Below are 19,204 nucleotides of genomic sequence, written 5' to 3'. Positions count from 1 at the left end.
CCGGCGCCGGCACAAAGGTGAACGAACCGGCGAGCGAACACGGCAGTCGTCACCGTCAGGCCTACGGTGACGCAGTACTCGCCCGCTGTACGAGGCGCGTCGACAGCTCCGTTCGTGCGCCCTCCGGGCGTTCCCCGTCCATCATTCGCACGAGCATGCGCAGTGCCGTCGCCGCCATCTCCGCGAGCGGCTGACGCATCGTGGTCAGAGCGGGGGTGGTCCAGCGAGACTCGGGCAGGTCGTCGAACCCGACCACGCTGACGTCGTGCGGAATCCGCACCCCCCGCTCCGCCAAGGCCCGGTAGACGCCCAGGGCCATGCGATCGGAGCAGACGAACACGGCCGTCGGCGGCTCAGGCAGGGCCAGCAGCTCGTGCGTGCGACGGTGCGCGACGGATTCGTCGAAGCCGCCGTCGCGGACGTACTCCGCAGGGGGCGCGATACCGGCCGAGGCCAGGGCCGAGCGGTAACCGGCTACCCGGGCGCTGCTGCACATCTTCCGTTTCGGCCCGGTGATCACCGCGATACGTTGGTGGCCGAGTGTCAGTAGGTGCTCGGTCGCCATGAGCCCGCCCTGCCAATCGGCCGAACCCACCGACATGACCTCGGGCGGAGGCTCCACAACGGGATCGATCATCACGAACGGGATGCGGTGCTGCTCCAGCCAGGCGTATTGAGAGGTCGTCAACTCGGCCAGATTGAAGAGAGCTCCCGCCGATCCGCGCACCGTCAGTTTGTCCAACCAGCCCCGTTGCGGGCGTCCGCCACGCGTGCGGGACAGGGCGGCAGACACGACCAGGTCCAGACCGGCTTCGTGCGCCGCCTCCTCCACACCGCGCAGGACGGCGCCCGACCTCGAGCTGTCCAGTGAGTGGACGACGAGGTCAACCAACCGAGGCGGCTTGGACGCGTCGAAGCGAGGTCTGCGTACATAGCCGAGCCGGTCCAGTGCCTCTGTGACTCGGCGCCGTGTTTCAGGAGCTACATCCTCTCGCCCGTTGACCACCTTGGAAGCAGTGGGAACGGACACCCCTGCCTCGCGGGCCACGACCGCCAGGGTCGGCCCGGCCGTCCCGCTCGCACTCGCCGTGCGCACCATTCGGAACCACCTCTCCGGCCCGCCCGAGGGCCAGCGCAAGTTCGACCAGCTCCGTTTGAAGCCGCTCACTGACAGACGGCTCGCAGAAAGCGCTTGCTATCCTAGGGGGGCCTCGGCGTGGCGGGAAGACGCTCGCCCATGCGGGATCATGGCCGCCCGGGAACGCCGGGTGGCGGCCCGGAACGGCGGTCGGAAGGTCGGACGGTGCCGACTTGTTCGGCTCCAGTAGTGGTAACCGGCTGTCGTGACCGCGAAGGGCCAACCCTCCGGCGCCGTCCGCGGCTGCGCAGGAATCGTTGCACCGACACGGTAACCGGTCCCCACATGATGCGACCCCAGGCCACAGAAGCCGACGGATGTGCGGGGTCGGCGGATTGCGCTCAGTCGGGGAGAAACGTGCTGGCACGTCTGTCGAGGCCCGTTTTCCCCATGAGTTCGCTGGAGAAGACGCTTGCGAGAGCGATACTCGGACAGGCCGCGGCATGCGCTCGGATTCAGCGACCGCGCTTCGGCGGGCGCACGGAGTCCCGCACGACGACATGGGTGCCCAGCACCAGGCGCTCGGCGTCCACGCTCGTGTACCGTGTTGCGGTCCCGGCGCCCTTGCGTCGATCCGCCACCGCTCGCAGCGCGACTCGACCCATCTCCTCGTAAGGCACATGCACCGTCGTGAGCCGGGGGGAGAGTTGGGACGCCAGCGGGATGTCGTCGTAGCCAGCGATCGACACATCGTCCGGCACCCGTAGTCCCGCCGCACGCAATGCCCGCAGGGCGCCCGCGGCGACCGTGTCGGTGCCGGCCAGCACCGCGGTGAAGTCGGGAGTCTCATGCAGCGCCGCTTCCACTGCCCCGTACCCGTACTCGTCGACATAGGGACCGTGCCGCACCAGCCCTCTGTCGAACGGCGCCCCGTACGCCTCGAAGGCCCGGCGAGCGCCGTTCAACCTGCCCTGTGCCGTGGTGAGTTGTGCGGGCCCGGGGAGGACCAGAATGCGTCGGTGACCGGCTGAGAGCAGGTGACAGGCCATGGCGTAGGCGCCGGACTCGTTGTCATAGTCGATCGTCGTGGCCGGGACGTCACCCCGCAAGCCCGGCCTGCCGACCAGGACCAGGTGTGAGCCGGCCGCGTCGAGCGAACGGGCGAAGCGGGCCATACGCAACTGATACTCGTCGTAGTCGTAGGCACCGCCGAGCAGCAGGACAGCGGCGACGCCTTGCTGCCGCATGAGGTTGACCAGAGCCAGCTCGCGGTCTGGATCGTCGCCGGTGGTGCCGACCAGCGACAGCCAGCCGCGCAGTGCGGTCGCGCCCTCCACGCCCTTCGCGACGTGCGCGAATGCCGCACCGGTGATGTCGTTGATCAGGATCGACACCGTCGGCGTGCCCCCACCGGCCAGAGAGCGGGCGTGCGCGTTCGTCACGTAGTCCAGGTCCCGCACGACCCGCATGACGCGGCTGCGGACTGCGTCGGAAACGGGGTAGTTGCCGCCCGACAAAACACGGGAAACGCTTGCGACAGACACGCCCGCGTGTACAGCCACGTCCTTTATGGTCACCCGGCCCACTTTGTCGCCGGTCGTCTTGCGCTGACTCACGTTGCTGCTCCTTACCGTCGTGCGCCGTGGGGCGTCTCGGGGCCACGGTCTCGGACGTCGGCGTGGCCTGATCACCGGACGGCTGGGAACGTCCCTCCGTCGGTGCGGGAACCGTATCCTCGGGGCCCTGCAGGTGGAGCGGCCTGTGGATAACCCCGGTAACAGCTGACCACCGCTGGCTGGCAGGCTTTGTCGCTTGCGACGTCAGGCCACCCTGGCCAGGTCGGTATGGCGCACTTCGTGGACAAGAGGCAGGCCGGCGGCCAGCCTTTCCAGCTCCTCGACGACGATACGGCCGAGTCGTTCCAGCTCGTTGCCGAGGGATCCGGCGATGTGCGGGGTCAGAAAGACGTTCGGCAAGCGGTATAGAGGAGAGTCGGCCGGCAGCGGTTCCGGTTCGGTGACGTCCAGCACCGCATGCAGTCGGCCGGAGACCAATTCATCGGTGAGCGCGGCGTGGTCCACGAGAGCGCCCCGTGCCGTGTTGATGAGCACGCCGCCGTCCCGGATCAAAGCGAGGCGGGCGTGATCGAGCAGGTGATGGGTCTCGGGGATGTCCGGCGCATGCAGACTGACGATGTCGCTGCGCTGAAGCAGATCGTCCAAGGGGACCAGCCGTGCGCCGAGTTCGGCCGCCTCGGCCGCGTCCACGTACGGGTCGTGCAGGAGGACGTCGAAGTCGTGCGCACGCAGCAGTTCCAACAGACGCCGCCCTACCCGAGACGCGCCGATGACACCTACCCTGCGGCCGACATTTCCCGTGGCTGCGGTCTCGGCCGAGGTCGGTAGAGCATGGGTGCGACGGAACCGCTCACGGTGAGTGAAGACGTGCTTTCCGGTCAAAAGGATCATCGCGAGGGTGTATTCGGCCACCGGGACGGCGTTGCCGGTGACCGCACTGGAGACGGTCACCCCTCGTTCCCACAAGGCATCGTCGACCAGTGAGCGAACCGAGCCCGCGGCGTGGAGTACTGCCCGCAGGCGGGGCGCCGAGGCGAACAGGCGGTCATCGAGACGGGGGCAGCCCCAGCCGGTGATCAGGACCTCGGCATCTGCCAGCTGCGCTGCGGCTGAGCCGTCGGAGAAGTCGCGTACGACGAGCGCGGAGTCGATCTCGGCCGTGCGGCGCAACCTGGCCATCAAGGGCTCGGGAAAAAGCAGGGGGAGGTGCACCGGATCCATGGCGAACACGGCCCTCGGCAAGGGGGCGCTGGGCATGACTCTCCCGAGGAGTTTAGTAAGCGTTTTCTGTAACCGTTTCTACGGTAGGTCCGGAGTGAGGGACGGTCAATCGGTCGGAGGGCACGTGAGGGAGAAACCGCACGCCACCGTCGGCTTCCGAGGGCGGTGATGGCTCGTTGCCGCTCCGCCAGCGGTAACTACGACCAGCTTTCCTTCGGCACGTTCATGTACACCGAATAGCCCTCCCGCAGGCTCGTGCACCGGAATACCGGGCGCGGTTGTGGTGCTCTGGTGTTACCGGTGCGTGAGCGCGGCGAAGGGCTGGTGAGCAGGTGGCAGCAGACCAGGCGACTTCTGCGGATGACGCCCAGGCGGCATACGACCCTCATCCCGTGGTCAGGACCCCCTACGGAGCTGTTCGCGGCAGAAACGAGAACGGCATCGCGGTCTTTCGGGGGATCCCGTACGCGGCGCCCCCGTTCGGGCCACGCCGGTTCAGGCCGCCCGTCCCGCCCGAGACCTGGGACGAGGTGCGCGACGCGGGTGCCTTCGGCGCCACGCCGCCCAAACCGCCGTACTCCGAGGCCTTCGCCCACTACCTGTCCGACCCCGACGTGCCGGGCGACGACTGCCTGAACCTCAACGTGTGGACGCCCCAACCCACGCCGAGCGCCCGGCTGCCCGTCCTCGTGTGGTTGCACGGCGGCGCGCTGACCAGGGGTTCCTCAGCTGTGCCAGTCTACGGCGGGTGGAAGTTCGCCCACGATGGAATCGTTTTCGTATCGGTCAACTACAGATTGGGCGTGGAGGGCTACGGACTCTTCCCGGACGCCCCCGCCAACCCAGGCCTGCGCGATCAGCTTGCGGCGCTCGAATGGGTCCACCGGGCCATCGAGGCCTTCGGCGGCGACCCCGACGCTGTCACCCTGGCGGGCCAGTCCGCAGGCGCCATCAGCGTCGGCGCCCTGATAGCGGTCCCGCAGGCGCAGGGGCTCTTCCGGCGGGCGGTTCTGCAGAGCGGCCCGCCGGAAGTCTTCGAGCGGGACAGGGTTCGGCGCATGGTGCGACGCATGGCCAGCCGGTTGAAGATCCCCGCGACCGCCGAGGCTTTCGGCGGTGTCGACCGCGATGTGCTGCTGAGGGCCCAGGCCGAGGTCGGCAGGCTGAGCAGTCCTGTCCTGGGCGGCCCGGCCTTCGGCATCGTGATCGACGGCGACCTCGTCCCGCGCGATCCTCTGCAGGCCCTCGTCGACGAAAACGTGGCCCGGGGCGTCGATCTGCTCTTGGGCTGGACACGCGACGAGTACCGGCTCTGGCTGGTGCCGGGCGGCCTGATGGAACGCGTCGACCGGCTGGGCCCCGTCGCTCTCGCCGGTGCCATGGCCCGTTGTCATTGTGGCCACGAGGTCCCGCGCGGCTACCGAGCGCTGCACCCTGAGGCCGGCACCGCCGAACTCGTCGGCCAGATGGTCACCGACAAACTGCTGCGGCTGCCGCTTCAGCAATTGGCCGAAGCCCGCGCCGGGGCGTCTTACGTGTACGAGTTCGCCTGGCCGTCGCTGCGCCCCGGACTGGGCGCCTGCCACGGGCTGGAACTCGGTTTCGTATTCGATACCGGCGAGACCCCTGCCTCCGCGAAGCTCGCCGGTGAGGGAGCACCACAGGCGCTCGCCGACACGATGCACCGCGCGTGGGCACGATTCGTCGCGACGGGCGACCCGGGCTGGGAGGCCTGGGGCGCGTCGCATCCCGTGCGTGTCTTCGGAGAGGTCGGCAGAGGCAGGGCCGAACTCGACAGCATTCCTGGGACCCACACAGGCGCCGCGGCGTTCGACGGTGTCGGTGACCGAGCGGGCAGCGGGCGGGCGGAGGTCGACAGTATGCCGCACGCGGCCGACCCCGTGTCTTACACCGCGCACGGCCTGCGCGATCGCGAGTTGTCGCTGTGGACGGTGGCGGAAGCTGGAGCCGTCGCCTCGGACGGGCCCATCGCCAAGACGCCGGCGCCGGACGCGTTGAACGGCAGGGCCGTGCGTCGCGCAGAGTTGCGATCGGCGATGCGACGACTGCGCCGCGCCGGAGCAGTACGGGAGCGCTGATCGTCGACCGCCGTGGCGCGGAAGGAGACGTGATTCTCTACCGTTACTTGTCCTAGGGGCGCCCTCAGCGGGCGCTCGCCCCATGCGTCGAAGGAGTGACAGGCACTGTTGGGGGCCGTCTGTCCCCGGCGTCTCCACAGACGACAGTGGTCATTGCCAGTGCCTGCGCACTTCGCTCGTGTATGGAATGCCGATGTAAACGGTCACTGAAAAGTTGCTCAGCCTGTTTGGGCAGTGGAGCCGGATGGCCGACGTTCCGACGGCGACCCTATGGTTGGCGGCCCGGCCACTGTCGCCGAAGCCACTCGCGGTCCGGGAGAACGTCGGCTTTCGGGCGAAAGCGCCGCCTAGTGCCGATTCGACGAGTAACCCCGTCACCTAGTGCCGCATCAGGCAACGTTCGCCCCGTCGTGGGAGACTGCTCCGTCGACTGGGGGAGAGTGTGGCCGTGGAGACTGCCAACCGCGCGCTGACGGCGGACGTGATCGCGGCACTGAGGTACTGGCCCGGTGTCATATGGGGAGGTCAGAAGAATCCTCCGGACCCGGTCGACATGACCGTCCTGCCGCCCTTCTTCAACCAGACGCTGCAGGACCTTCCGTGGTGGAACCGCGACTGGAGAGTCGACCGCGTCCAGCCGGGACATCCCGCAGAGACCGGGGATCACCGCTGCGATCCCGCCGTGAGGTTCACCGAGGTGTCGATCCCGGGAACGGTCGCCTCCGACAACGGCGAGAGCCTGCCGTTCGTCGCGAAAGTCGGGTTCACGGGCGACCAACTCATGCGCTTCCAGGCCAAGATCGGTGACGTTGTCATCGGCCCGGCCGTTGCCCCTGCCGGGCGGTCGGAGCCCCATCCGTTCGGACGGATGCTCACCGGGTTGATGGACCAGCGCGGGATTCCGGTCAGGGACATGGCTAGGGCCGCCGGACTGTCGATGTCCACCATCCACATGCTCCGCCGCGGACACAATCCGAACTTGCTGCAGGCCCGCCTGATCGCCGGGATCCTGGACATGTCCGAAGCGGACGTCAGAGTCATCGCCGGACTCGGCGACGGCAGTACGCAGTAGCTGACAGGTGACGGCGCACAATGCGGAGTTGGCGCTGCGTCAAGCGACGTTCGCCCTGGTGACGACTTCGCGTAGGCGCTCGTCGGCGGCGTGCTTGTTGCGCCAGATGATGTAGCGGCGGATCATGCTGCCCTGGGCCTTGTGGCTGGGATGATCGGTGCCGTCGAGGGCGAAGTAGCGCAGGGCGGTGAACTGGGCCTCGATCCGGTTGAGCCAGGAGCTGTTGGTCGGGGTGTAGGCGATTTCCACGTTGTTCGCCGCGGCCCACGTCCCGACCCGCTGGCACCGCTTCGTCGTCAGGTGCGGTGAGTAGTTGTCGCAGACGATCGCGATGCGCTTCTCGACTGGGTGCAGCGAGCGCAGGTAGCGGCAGAACTCCAGGAACTTCGACCTGTTCTTGGTCTTCTTGATGTGCCCGTAGAGCTGGTCTTTGGCCAGGTCGTAGGCGGCGAACAGGTGGCGGACGCCGTGCGGGCGGGTGTAGGTCGCCCGCCGACGAGGTCGGGGATCACGGTCGGGGTCCTTGTGCCGGCCGCCGCGTTCGGCCCAGTGCCGGCCGGGGTGCGGCTGGAGGTTGAGCGGCCCGAACTCATCCATGCAGAAGATGACTTCGGGCTCGCCTTCCTCAGGTATGACCTCACCGTCGGCGATCGCGTAGAGGTGCTCGACGCGGGCCTTCTTGGCCGCGTAGTCCGGGTCGCGTGAGGTCTTCCAGGTCTTCACGCGTTGAAAGGAGACGCCCTCCTCGCGGAGCAGGATGCGCAGGCCCTCGTGGCTGATGTCGTCGACCACCCCCTCGGCGACCAGGAAGTCGGCCAGCTTGGCCAGGCTCCAGGTCGAGAACGGCAGGCCGTGCTCGGCCGGCTTCGACTTTGCGATCTTCTTGATCTCCCGGCGTTCGGGGAGGGTGAAGGTCTTCGGCCGGCCGCCCTTGTACTTGGGATACAGCGAGTCGAAGCCGTCCGCGTTGAAATTGTGGAGCACGTCGCGGACCCGGTCCGCGCTGGTGAACGTGACCTCGGCGATCTTCGCCACGGGCATGCGCTGGGCGGACAGCAGCACCATCTGGGCTCGCCGCCAGGTCACCACCGACCCGGTGCCCCGTCGGACGATCCGTAGCAGCCGCCTGCCTTCGTCGTCATCGATCTCACGGACCTGCACGCGTTCAGCCACGTGATCATTCTGACGGCCCAGCGCCGCCCGGCACAGCATCCGGGCGACACATCACGACGGGGCGAACGTTGCCTGATGCGGCACTAGTCCTCTCGTCCTCCGCCGGACTGTGCCAGCAAGGGGCTAGCCGTCGCCGACATCGACATCAGCACAGGTCGGTGGACAGGAGCTATACGGAGGTCAGCGTGCGGGCGATCGAGGCGATGGCCTCGGGACCGACCCGGCAGCAGCCGCCGATGAGGCGTGCCCCGGACTCCTGCCAGCCCAGCACCTGCTCCGACAGGAACGAGGAACGGCCGCTCCAGGCGCGGGCTTCCGCGTCCCAGGCTTCGCCGCTGTTCGGGTAGACGACGACGGGTTTGCCGGTCACCCGTGCCGCGACTGCCACGGCGGCGTCGACATCCTCTGGTGCGCAGCAGTTCACGCCGACCGCGATCACCTCATCCGCATCCGCGGCCAGAGCGAACGCCTGCTCCAACGGCTGCCCGGCACGCGTGTGAGATCCGGCGATCGAGTAGGAGAGCCAGGCCGGCACACCGAGTCCCCGCACCGCGCGCAGCAGTGCCTCGGCCTCGTCCGCGTCGGGAACCGTTTCCAGCGCCAACACGTCGGGTGCGGCGGCGGCCAGCACCTCCAGCCGGGGACGATGGAAGCGTTCCAGATCCTGGACGCTCAGGCCGTACCGTCCTCGATACTCCGAACCGTCTGCAAGCATCGCTCCGTACGGTCCGACCGACGCTGCCACCCACAACGGGCGCAGGGCGCCTTCGCTCCGGGTCTGTACGGCTGCCTCCCTGGCCAGCTCGACACTCAGCCTGAGCAGCCGGGCCGCTTCCTGGTGGCTGATCCCTCGCTTCGCGAATCCCTCGAACGTGGCCTGGTAGCTGGACGTGATCGCCACGTTCGCACCCGCCTCGAAATAGGCGCGGTGGGCATCGATGATCGCTTCGGGGCGTTCGTCGAGTAGCCGCGCCGACCACAGTTCGTCGCTCAGGTCGTGTCCGGCAGCCTCCAGCTGGTTCGACATGCCGCCGTCGAGGACGACGGCTGCGGTGGCGAGAGCCGTGGCGAGGGAGGTCTCCGCGAGCGGAGAAGGGTTGTCGCTGGTCATGTCACGACGCTAGTCGACGGGACGGCGGACAGCCCCATGAGTCCATTCTGTGGGAAGGAGACCGCATCGTGGGACGTCTGCGGAGTGATCACGTTGCAGCAATTCTTTCTGATGGCTCTCTGATCGCTTTGTGTGACTCTGATGCGATGTCGAGTCAGAGCGAGCGCCGGCGCTGGTGGGCGGTCGCTCGGTGTACGCATGGCCCCTTCATCTGCTGTAAGTCGCACCGCGGTCGCCGCCGACGCGGTGCCCGACGGTTCACGGGCATTCGGTGTCCAGCCGCTCCGCGGACTGGAGCAGGTGCTTTGGCATTTTCGAACTGGCGGCCAACACCTCGATGCCGATGAGGCGGCCCTGCTTGTCGAAGTCGAGGTTGATCATGGCGTCGACGGCCACCGGGTCGCAGGGATACATGCGCGCGACTTCACGCAGGGCATGCGGTTCGGTGAGGTACACGTACGCTGCGTCTGCAGTTTTTTTGTCATAGGTCACTCTGATCTCTGCCGCGTGAGCGGGCTCCGTTGCTGTCGTTTGCCGGCGGCGCTTTTCTCGTCCCTGTCTCCGACCGCAGCGATCACAGGCTGACGTGGCGAGATGCGGGACCAGGACGGCTTTGACGATGTCGGTCATGCGGGTGGTGTGGCAACGGAGTTTGTGCAGGCGCCGCGAACGCTGGAGAGGGCAGGGCTCAGCCTCGGGGTGCCGAGTGTCGGCCGCCCCGGTTGCGCGGTCCGCCGCGTGAGCGTCTGGTCGTCGGCACCAGGAGCGCGCCGAGCAGCCCGGCTGCCAAAACGTACGGCCACCACCCGAACGCGCCCGAATCCGCCACTGCGGCGTCGCGTGCCTCACCTGTGACGGCTCGGGAGGCAGCCTGCCTGCTTGCCTTCATCGAAGGGCGACCTGTCGTGGCCGACAGGACGACGTCGTTGCCGTCGCCTCCCTTGTAACTGATTCGGTAAACGATGTCGCCGAGTTTCACTTCGGCGCCCTCAGGCAGGCCGTCAAAGGTGCCCTTGACCGGGGTGCTCCCGGTGTGATTCAGCACAGTCATCTGGCGAAGGGGACGGCTACTGGTCGTGTCGGAAGCCTTGCTGGAATCGGTCTCGTTGCGTTGCGCCGGGGAAGTCTTGTCGAAAGCGGTATCAGAATGGGTCGGCGCGGCGGCCGTCGGCGCAGTGGAGAGGTCGAGTCCACCGGCCAGACTCACCGTGCCCCGAACCGTCAAGGGACCCTTACCCAATACCAGTTGCCCCTCGTCCTGCTGGGTATAGGAACCGGTGACGGTCAGGCCCCCGGTGACGACGCCCTCGTTCGTCACGGCTCCCCGTACGGTTCCTTGGCCGTTGAGCGTGCTCGTCACGCGGAGCCCCGAGCCGCCGGTGTCCACTTGCGCTGCCGTGGACGTCAGCCGGATCGCCCTGCTGTTGGCCAGTGTCGCCCCGTTCTCGAGCGCGAGGGTTCCCTGGTCGACCGTGGTGGTCCCCGTGTACGTCACCGCGGAGCCGGTGAGGGTCGTCGTCGCGGTCCCCGACTGAACGAGCGATCCGCTGCCTCCGAGGCGGGACAGTGAGACGGCGGTCTTCGTGTTGTGTACGACGAGGGTGCCGTCGTTCACGATTCGCCGCCGGTCGGTTCCGGTGAGCAGGGAGCCGTCCCCTTGCGTCGCCCCGAGTCGCAGGACCGCCCCCTTCTGCACGGTCGTCGACCCGTCGTAATATTGCGCGGCTGCGAAGGTGACGTCGTTTCCTTTCGTGCCGGCGATGACGACGTCGCCGGCACCGGGCGCGGCCAGCGTGTCGTGGTATCTGCCGCCGCCGATGGGCGCCCCCAGGGTCACCGGTCCGTTGTAGTCGAACGTCAGCAGCGACCGACGTCCGCCCGCCCCGTGCAAGTTGATGTAAACGGTGTCTTTTGTTCCCGGCATGAAGATCCTGTGTGTGGTGCCGTCGCCCCACTGCACGTTCGCGCCCTCGATGTTCGTGCCGCGTTTGTTCAGTTGGTGCGGTATCGAGCGCCAGTTGATGCCCTGGTCGCTGAGTGAGGGCGCGGTGTCGCCTCCCCGGTCGCTGTAGCTGTACTGACCGGTGAGGACGACCTTGCCGCCTGGTCGGGTGTGGACGTTGACGTCGCTGCCGTACTGCCGTTGGTAGAAGTTCTGCCGCAGCGTGACCGTCTGGTCCAGTGGGGTGTCGATGATCCAGGAGCCCTGGTTGAGGATCGCCCGGGCGTTGGGCAGGGACACCGGGTACTCGGGCCGGCCCGCCGCCATGCCGGTGCCGTTGTCGATGACACCGGAGAAGGGGTGCGTGCCGGCCAGGTCGAGCGTGCCCCACATATTCCGCGGTTGGGTGACCAGGCCCGACCCGCTGATCGTGCCGATGTTGAACGTACGGGTCAGTGAGAGGCGGAGCGTGCCGTCGACGCGGATGTTGAGCTGGTTGAGCCGATAGCCAGGGGTGTCGTAGGGGAAGTGTCCGATCAGCCCCGTGCCGCCACCCGTGCCGTACTGCAGGGTTGTTCCCCGCTCCACGGTGACGGCGGGCGGATCGGGATTGCTGACGGTTGTGTACGGATGGTTGCCGCCCTGTGTGCGCACGACCTGCCGGCGGCGTGCGGTGGGCAGGGTGAAGTCGCTGTCTTTGCTGAGCACGAGCGTCCCTCCGCCTCGGACGGTCAGCGTTCCCTGACCGCGAAGCACGCCGCTGTAGGTCGTCGTTCCGACAGGTACGTTCACCGTTGAGTCACCGGTGAGTGTCACGTCCCGGTTGGCCAGCACGTCGGCGGTGATGTCCCGTACGTCGACGGCCATGGCCGGGGGAGCGATGGCGAGGAGGCCTGCGACGGCCGCGAGGGCGCCGGTGACCGCGGCTGAGGAGTGAAGTGGGCTGCGCACACCTGGGAGACGTGGCACAGCGAGACCGATAACAGAAAATTTGCTTCTCTCCGAGTGCCGACCGGTTCGCAGGAGTCAGAAAGCCACTGTCCGGCACGAAAAATCCGGAAAGGGCTTTCCATCAAGTCCCGTCCGACCCGTTGACCTGCCCGTAACGCGCCCTTACCTTTTCGGCGTTCGTCATTCCACATGTCGTTCGTCGTCCCGAACGAGCCCCTCTCTTGAGAGGCAACTGCTTGTATGCCGCCCCGCTCGTCCTTCGTCGCGCTGATCCGCAGATCGATCGTCACGGTGACGGCTTCCGTGACGTCACGGCGGCCCGTCCCGATCCCGACGCCTGAGTGCTTCCCCGGGCCGCTCTCAGACCGTGGCCGCGACCGCCCCGCACCCGCACCCGCACTCGCAGAGGAGGAGCGGGCGATCCGCGTCCGACTTCGAACAGAACACTCCGGCCCGTCGCGCGGGACTTCGGCTGAGAGGGGCCGGGCGTGTGGTCCAAGGGCCCATGGTGGCGCTCACGGTCTTCGGGTCCGGCTGCGGGTACGGCGCCCGGCACACCTCATTGACGACTGTTGAGGACGGTGGGATCGACGTCCTGCCGGACCGCGCCCGCCCGGGAGAGGGAATGCACGACTTCCCTGAACGATCCCAGCGACCTCGCTTCGACTCAGACCGCCTGCGGCCGTAACGCCGGAGGCCCCACTGCGGCGCTTCCCCTCGCCGACACCGTGAAGGACGTGAAAGAGAGTGCGTGAGATGAGACGTGCGTATGCAATCCTGCTCGCCCTGTGTCTGGCGTTGGTCGGCGCCTTCGCCACCGCGGGTCCCGCCCAGGCGGCGCCCGAGACGATCGACAACGGTATCCAGTTCACCGACGCTTCGGGCAGCGCGGTGCACGCCCACGGTGGTGGCGTCCTCAAGGTCGGCTCCTACTTCTACTGGTTCGGTGAGAACCGCAACGCCGACAACACGTTTCGGTACGTGGACGCCTACCGTTCCACCGATCTGAAACACTGGGAGTTCCGCAATCACGTTCTCACCCAGTCGAGCGCCGCCGAGCTGGCCTCCGCCAACATCGAGCGCCCGAAGGTCATGTACAACGCCGCCACCGGCAAGTACGTGATGTGGATGCACAAGGAGAACGGCGCCGACTACAGCGAGGCCCGGGCCGCCGTCGCCGTGTCCGACACCGTCGACGGCGCCTACACCTGGCAGGGGAGCTTCCGCCCGCTCGACCAACACATGTCGCGGGACATCACGGTTTTCGTGGACACCGACGGCGCCGGGTACATGGTGTCGGCCGCCCGCGAGAACTACGACCTGCAGATCTACCGGCTCACCGCCGACTACACCGGTATCGCGAGCCTGGTCGCCGACCCCTGGCACGGAGGGCATCGAGAAGCCCCCGCACTGTTCAAGCGGAACGGGGTCTACTTCATGCTCACTTCGGCGGCGACCGGCTGGAACCCCAATCAGCAGCAGTACGCCACGGCCACCTCCCTCGCCGGTCCCTGGACGGCCATGGCGAACGTCGGAGACTCGACGGCCTACGGCTCGCAGACCGCTTACGTCCTCCCGGTCCAGGGGAGTTCGGGAACCTCCTACCTCTACCTGGGAGACCGCTGGGGCAACTCCTTCGGTGGTACCGTCAACGACTCCCGCTACGTCTGGTTGCCCCTGACCTTCCCTATGTCCACCTCACTGTCGATGGCATGGGCCCCCGAAGTCACCGTCGACACGGCCGCTGGGACGGTAACCGGCACGAACGCCACGTACAGCACGCTCATCGCTCGGCACAGCGGAAAGTGTGCCGACGTCACAAGTCAGTCCCTGTGGGCGGGAGCTCAGCTCAAGCAGTACGACTGCAACGGTGGAAACAACCAGAAGTACTGGTTCAAGTCCGTTGGAAGCGGTTACTACCAGTTGATCGTCAGAAACAGTTCTCTGTGTCTGCAGGAGAACACGGGCACGATCAGCCAGGAGGACTGCAGCGCGACGGCCGGCAGCCAGCACTGGTCGCTGACGACCTCCGGCAGTTACGTGAGCGTCAAGGCTCGGACCAGCGGTAAGTGCTTGGACGTGAATGGTGCGTCCACCGCCAACTCGGCCGCCGTCATCACCTACACCTGCAACGGAGGAACGAACCAGCAGTGGACGCGTGGTTCATGAACATGATCAGGGCAGCAGGTCGACAGCGTCGATCGAGGTGCCCGCGCTGAGGTAGGAGGTCGACCCCGAACCACTCACCACGTTGATCTTCAGCACGTTGTACTGGCTGGTGTCCGTGAGCCAGGCGCTTGCCGGGATGCTGTAGGTGAACGTGTGGTTGTTGCCCCGGTACGACCCGTTCGTCAGGGATCGGGTGTTCGGCTGGGCAGGAGGGGAGGGGATGGCCGAGGCCCAGGCGCCGTTCACGACAACCTGCGGTCGGCCGTTGGCGTAGGCCGTCGTCACGCCGATGCGCAGGGTGTGCGCGGCGGCGGCCTGGGCCGCGGTCAGCTTGAAGTACACGAGCAGACCACTGTTGACGTCCTTCCAGATGTAGCAGGGAAACGCCGAAGTCTCACTGCCGCTGCCGATCACCACGTTGCCGGTCCAGGCGGCGGCCCGGGCGTCCGAAGGGTGGGCGTACGTCATGAGGTCGGCGTTCTTGAAGCCGCTCGGTGTCCCGGTCCAATCGTTGATGCGCCAGATCGCGCTCGCTTTGCTCGGGTCGTTCGACAAGGGGATGGCGATCGAGTTCAGGGTGGTCGTTCCGCCTGCGGACACGGTCACCTGCGTGCTGTACACGGCCAGCTCGCTCTTGTACACGGTGAGCGTGTACGACCCCGGCAGCGCCCCGGTGATCGAGAAGTAACCGTCGGAAGGTCGCGCCGAACTCCAGTACTGAGCTGCAGGGTTGGCGATTCCGACCGTATAGGGGTAAGCGGTGTCGCGCCCGGTGATGCCGACTCCGGCGATCCGGCCGCGTCCGCTCGCGCCGACGTAGCCGGAGATGCCGAGGGAGTCCGCCCAGGGCGTGGTCAGGTTTCCGGCGAACAGCGAGGACGAGGGTGCGCCGCCGTCGGTGAAGGCGATCACGTACGGACCCTGGAGACCGAAGCGTTGTTCCTCGGTCTGGTTCTGCCCGTAGTAAAGGATTTCGTACAGGCCACCACCGTCGGCGCTCTGGTGACGCAGGAGCGAGCGGTAGAAAGGTCCGCCGGAGGCCTTCTCGTGGTTGCTGCGCACGATCCACAGCCCGACGCTGCCGGACGTCCAGCCGATGTAGTCGTAGTCGATGACGCGCAGCCTGGAGTAGTGCTTGGAGCGGGTCTGGCCGTCGGACTTCGCGAAGACGTCGGACGCCTCGACCGTACTGGTCGTGTAGGTGTAGGAGTCGGGTTCGTCGTTCAGGAACCGGCCCGCCTTGACGCGCACGATGTAACGGGTTGCGGAAACGGATGTGTCGGCCTTGTTGGTCCACAGGTAGACGTTGTTCTCGCCGCTGCGGGCCGCGTAGTAATGCTTGAGGGTCCCGTGGGTGACCGAGACGAGGATCGTGGAGCCGGACTGTGCGATCGTCACGGCGGAGCTGCCGAGACCCGACTCGATGTGCGAGTTCATGCCTCCGTAGCCCTGGTATTCAGTGCCTCGGTAGATGAGCGAGGTCAGGTCGCCGGTGGTCTTGCTGACCTTGAACACCAGGGCGGCGCCGGTGTCGACGACGTAGTTCGAGCCGTCGTCGGTGTAGCCGAACGCAGCCGCGGCGGCCGGGACGGCGAGGGGCCCGGCGAGCGCGGCCGAACCGGCGGCGGCGCCGAGGACGAAGGTGCGGCGTCGGACCGGCCTGCGGCTGTCGGATCCGGACATGGGGGTGCCTCCTTCGAGAGGTGCGGGGATGCGGGTGCCTGAGAGGGTGACAGTTGAATCGATTTCGCGAAAGGGCTTTCACCAGCGTGAGATCGGCACCTCGGAAAATCTGCTCAAGACCTAGAAAGCGCTTGCCGGAGACGGTACGGTCCAGCCGCCAGCCCCTGTTCCCGTGGCGGAGGAGCCGCACGTGAGACGTTTCAACATGGCCGTACTGGCGGCCCTGACTCTGGCCGCCGGTCCGACGGCCGTTCCCGCGGCCGCCCAGGGTGGTCGGGCGTCGCTCGGCATCGATCACTGCACGGCCACCGCATGCCACTTCGACGTCCCTCCCGGCTCCTACGACGTGAATCTCGTCCTCGGCGGCGACGGGGAGTCGCTCACCAGCGTCACGGCAGAGACCCGGCGCGCCCTGCTGCCCGAGACGGCCGTCCCCGCCGGCGCACGCATCGCCCGCAGCTTCACGGTGGACGTCCGCACCCCCGAGGGCGAGCCGACGGGCGCCGACGGAACGCCCGGCCTGGACCTGGTGCTCGGCGGCTCCGCGCCTGCGCTGGCCGACATCAGGGTCACCCCCGCCCGGCACGTCCGGCAGATCTTCCTCATCGGTGACTCCACCGTCTGCGACCAGCCGGCCGAGCCCTACACCGGCTGGGGCCAGCAGTTGCCGCAGTACCTGCGCAAGGGCGTATCGGTCGCCAACTACGCCGATTCGGGGGAGAGTACGGTCACGTATCTCGGGAACCCGCAGCTCTGGGACACGGTTCAGCCACTGATCCGCCCGGGCGACCTCGTCCTGGTCCAGCTCGCCCACAACGACAAGACGACCGACGAGACGACCTACCGCGCGAACCTCGAGACACTGGTGGCAGGGGTGAGGGAGAAGGGCGGGCGGCCGGTCCTCGTCACCCCCATCGTCCGCCGCTGGTTCAACGCAGACGGCACGCTGAACAACGGAACAGCTCTCCTGGTCAACGGACTCGGCGTCGACCACCCGGCAGTGATCCGCTCGGTCGCCGCCGCGCACGACGTCCCGCTGATCGACCTCACGGCCAAGACCAAGGCGTTGGTGGAGTCCCTGGGCGTCGAAGGCTCCAAGGCGCTCTATCTCTACAACGAGAAACGCGACAACACGCACACCTCCCTGCACGGCGCCACGGTCTACGCGGGCCTGGTACGTGACGAACTCGTGGCCCGGCATCTGGTGCCGAAGGGCACCGTGCGGGTGGGATGAACGCCTGGGGGCGCCTCGACCGGAACCGGGACGCCCCCAGGTCCTGACACCTCAGGCTTCGACCAGGTCGTGAAGGAAAGAAACAACAGATGCACCTGCCCCCGCCCGATGCCACCCGCAGCCCGCGCACCGGCTACACCCGCGAGCACTGGGAGGCGGCCGCCGACGCCCTGATCGCCGCGGTGGAGCCCTACGCCACCGACGATCGCGCTCTCTACCACTTTCCCGGCACCCGGGGGAGCTGGTCCGGTCGGCTCTCCGACGGACTGGAGGGGTACGCCCGCACCCTTCTGCTGGCGGCGTTCCGTCGCGACGAAACAGCCCTGGAACGTTACGCAACCGGTCTCGAGGCAGGCGTCTCCGGCGTCTGGCCCCGCATCGAGGACCGGAGCCAGCCCCTCGTGGAGGCCGCATCGATCGCCCTCGCACTGCGCCTGACGCGTCCCCTGCTCTGGGACCGCCTCGACGACGGAGTCCGACAGCGCGCGGCGGCCTGGCTCGGCGAGGCGCTGACCGCCGAACCCTGGCCGTGCAACTGGGAACTGTTCCCCGTCACGGTAGGTGGTTTCCTGGCGTCCGTCGGACATGAGCAGGAAACCTCGCGCAAGGCGATCGACCGCGGCTTGGAGCGCATCGAGGAGTGGTACGTCGGTGACGGCTGGTACTCCGACGGCCCCGGCCGCGCCTTCGACTACTACAACGGCTGGGCGATGCATCTCTACCCGGTCCTGCACGCCTGGCTGGCCGACGACCCCGACCTGCTCAGCCTCTACGGAGGCCGACTGAAAGCGCATCTCGCCGACTACGCCCGCCTGTTCGGCGGCGACGGGGCGCCCCTGCACCAGGGCCGCTCCCTCACCTACCGCTTCGCCACCACCGCACCCCTGTGGCTGGGGGCACTGACCGGCCACACCCCGTTGCTGCCCGGGGAGACCCGCCGTCTGGCGTCGGGCGCGTTGAAGTACTTCCTGGAGCGAGACGCGGTGGACGAACGCGGTTTGCTGACGCTCGGCTGGCACGGCCCCGATGCGTCGGTGCTCCAGGGCTATTCCGGACCCGCCTCCCCCTACTGGGCGAGCAAAGGCTTTCTCGGCTTGTTGCTCCCGCCGGACCACCCGGTGTGGACGGCGCGGGAGGAACCGGGACCGGCGGAACGGCAGACCGCGGTCACACCTGTGACCGGCCCCAACTGGCTGCTGCAGTCGACGAGCTCGGACGGTCTGGTCCGCTTGCACAACCACGGCAGCGAGGACGCCCGTTACGACCCGTACTACACGCGCCTCGCCTACTCCACGGTCACCCGGCCGCTCATCTCACCGCCGGACAACTCCGTCACGGTCGGGGGCGATCCGCACCGCGAAGGCATCGACCCCATCGGGGTCGGGAAGGGCTGGGCGGCCTCCCGGCACACCCTGAGCTCCGGCGCCGAGATCACCAGCCTGGTGGTGGCCGAGGGCGCGGTGGAGGTGCGGGCGCATCTGGTGGCGGGCGCGGCCCCCGGGACGGCCGTACTCGTCACGGGTTGGGCAGCGACGGAGTGCGGGAACGAGCGGGCCGACCTGGTCGGCGTGTACGGGCTGACGGGCGACTCCCGGCTTTCGGGTGTGATGGGAGACGGTCCGACGGTCTTCGTCGCGCTGGCCCGCCTGACCGCAGAGCGTGACCCCCTGCCCCTGGCCGAGCTGGTCTCCGTGGAGGTGCGCAGGGCGACGGACCGTGAGGGCCACGACGCCCATGACCTGACCGTCCATTGGTCGACCGGGTCGCCGCAGCACTTCCGCTTCGGTGTCACGGTCCCCGACGAGCGGTCCGCAACCTCGGCATGGTCGGTGGCGCCTCGGTGACGACCGTCGTGCGGTAGGTGTGAAGGGACGCCGCTGCGAGGGCGCCGTCG

The 19,204-nt window shown here is 67.8% G+C and carries 13 protein-coding genes; 5 read left to right on the top strand and 8 right to left on the bottom strand.

Features of this window, described 5'->3' with window-relative positions; translation table 11 throughout:
- Nucleotides 1-61: 61 nt before the first annotated feature.
- The 3 genes from ACFVYK_RS26160 to ACFVYK_RS26150 form a co-directional block, all read right to left on the bottom strand.
- Complete coding sequence (locus ACFVYK_RS26160; protein ID WP_389778199.1) at nt 62-1,099, bottom strand: LacI family DNA-binding transcriptional regulator; 1,038 nt, start codon at nt 1,097-1,099, stop codon at nt 62-64.
- A gap of 494 nt (nt 1,100-1,593) precedes the next feature.
- Entirely contained in the window at nt 1,594-2,694 is a 1,101-nt protein-coding gene (locus ACFVYK_RS26155; RefSeq protein ID WP_389778198.1) for a LacI family DNA-binding transcriptional regulator, read from the bottom strand.
- A gap of 204 nt (nt 2,695-2,898) precedes the next feature.
- A complete protein-coding gene (locus ACFVYK_RS26150) occupies nt 2,899-3,912 on the bottom strand; it encodes a hydroxyacid dehydrogenase (RefSeq protein WP_389778197.1) in 1,014 nt (337 codons plus the stop codon).
- A 356-nt stretch (nt 3,913-4,268) separates the two neighbouring features.
- On the opposite strand from ACFVYK_RS26150, the gene ACFVYK_RS26145 reads away from it, so the two are divergent.
- Both ACFVYK_RS26145 and ACFVYK_RS26140 read left to right on the top strand, forming a co-directional pair.
- Entirely contained in the window at nt 4,269-5,975 is a 1,707-nt protein-coding gene (locus tag ACFVYK_RS26145) for a carboxylesterase/lipase family protein (protein ID WP_389778218.1), read from the top strand.
- Nucleotides 5,976-6,423: 448 nt separating this feature from the next.
- Entirely contained in the window at nt 6,424-7,047 is a 624-nt protein-coding gene (locus ACFVYK_RS26140) for a multiprotein-bridging factor 1 family protein (RefSeq protein ID WP_389778196.1), read from the top strand.
- A 39-nt stretch (nt 7,048-7,086) separates the two neighbouring features.
- Here the strand turns inward: ACFVYK_RS26140 and ACFVYK_RS26135 are convergent, their stop codons facing one another.
- The 4 genes from ACFVYK_RS26135 to ACFVYK_RS26120 form a co-directional block, all read right to left on the bottom strand.
- Nucleotides 7,087-8,220: an IS630 family transposase gene (locus ACFVYK_RS26135; RefSeq protein WP_389778194.1), complete on the bottom strand. Its 1,134-nt coding sequence runs from the start codon at nt 8,218-8,220 to the stop codon at nt 7,087-7,089.
- 169 nt (nt 8,221-8,389) lie between these two features.
- On the bottom strand, nt 8,390-9,331 hold the full coding sequence (gene mmuM / locus ACFVYK_RS26130) for a homocysteine S-methyltransferase (protein WP_389778192.1): 942 nt from the start codon (nt 9,329-9,331) through the stop codon (nt 8,390-8,392).
- 258 nt (nt 9,332-9,589) lie between these two features.
- On the bottom strand, nt 9,590-9,823 hold the full coding sequence (locus tag ACFVYK_RS26125) for a DUF2283 domain-containing protein (protein WP_389778216.1): 234 nt from the start codon (nt 9,821-9,823) through the stop codon (nt 9,590-9,592).
- 196 nt (nt 9,824-10,019) lie between these two features.
- On the bottom strand, nt 10,020-12,224 hold the full coding sequence (locus ACFVYK_RS26120; protein WP_389778190.1) for an autotransporter: 2,205 nt from the start codon (nt 12,222-12,224) through the stop codon (nt 10,020-10,022).
- 756 nt (nt 12,225-12,980) lie between these two features.
- Between ACFVYK_RS26120 and ACFVYK_RS26115 the strand changes: the two genes are divergently transcribed.
- A complete protein-coding gene (locus ACFVYK_RS26115; RefSeq protein WP_389778188.1) occupies nt 12,981-14,393 on the top strand; it encodes an RICIN domain-containing protein in 1,413 nt (470 codons plus the stop codon).
- Between the two features lie 6 nt (nt 14,394-14,399).
- Here the strand turns inward: ACFVYK_RS26115 and ACFVYK_RS26110 are convergent, their stop codons facing one another.
- The gene (locus tag ACFVYK_RS26110; protein WP_389778186.1) at nt 14,400-16,076 is read right to left on the bottom strand and encodes a rhamnogalacturonan lyase B N-terminal domain-containing protein; all 1,677 of its coding nucleotides are present in this window, start codon (nt 16,074-16,076) and stop codon (nt 14,400-14,402) included.
- A gap of 190 nt (nt 16,077-16,266) precedes the next feature.
- On the opposite strand from ACFVYK_RS26110, the gene ACFVYK_RS26105 reads away from it, so the two are divergent.
- Both ACFVYK_RS26105 and ACFVYK_RS26100 read left to right on the top strand, forming a co-directional pair.
- The gene (locus ACFVYK_RS26105; protein ID WP_389778185.1) at nt 16,267-17,310 is read left to right on the top strand and encodes a rhamnogalacturonan acetylesterase; all 1,044 of its coding nucleotides are present in this window, start codon (nt 16,267-16,269) and stop codon (nt 17,308-17,310) included.
- 89 nt (nt 17,311-17,399) lie between these two features.
- Complete coding sequence (locus ACFVYK_RS26100) at nt 17,400-19,154, top strand: DUF2264 domain-containing protein (protein WP_389778184.1); 1,755 nt, start codon at nt 17,400-17,402, stop codon at nt 19,152-19,154.
- Nucleotides 19,155-19,204: the final 50 nt, after the last annotated feature.

It is taken from the genome of Streptomyces sp. NPDC058291 (assembly GCF_042880855.1).
Classification (GTDB): Bacteria; Actinomycetota; Actinomycetes; order Streptomycetales; family Streptomycetaceae; genus Streptomyces.
Note: the sequence above shows the minus strand (reverse complement) of the source record. Positions and strands in the feature narration are given on the sequence as shown.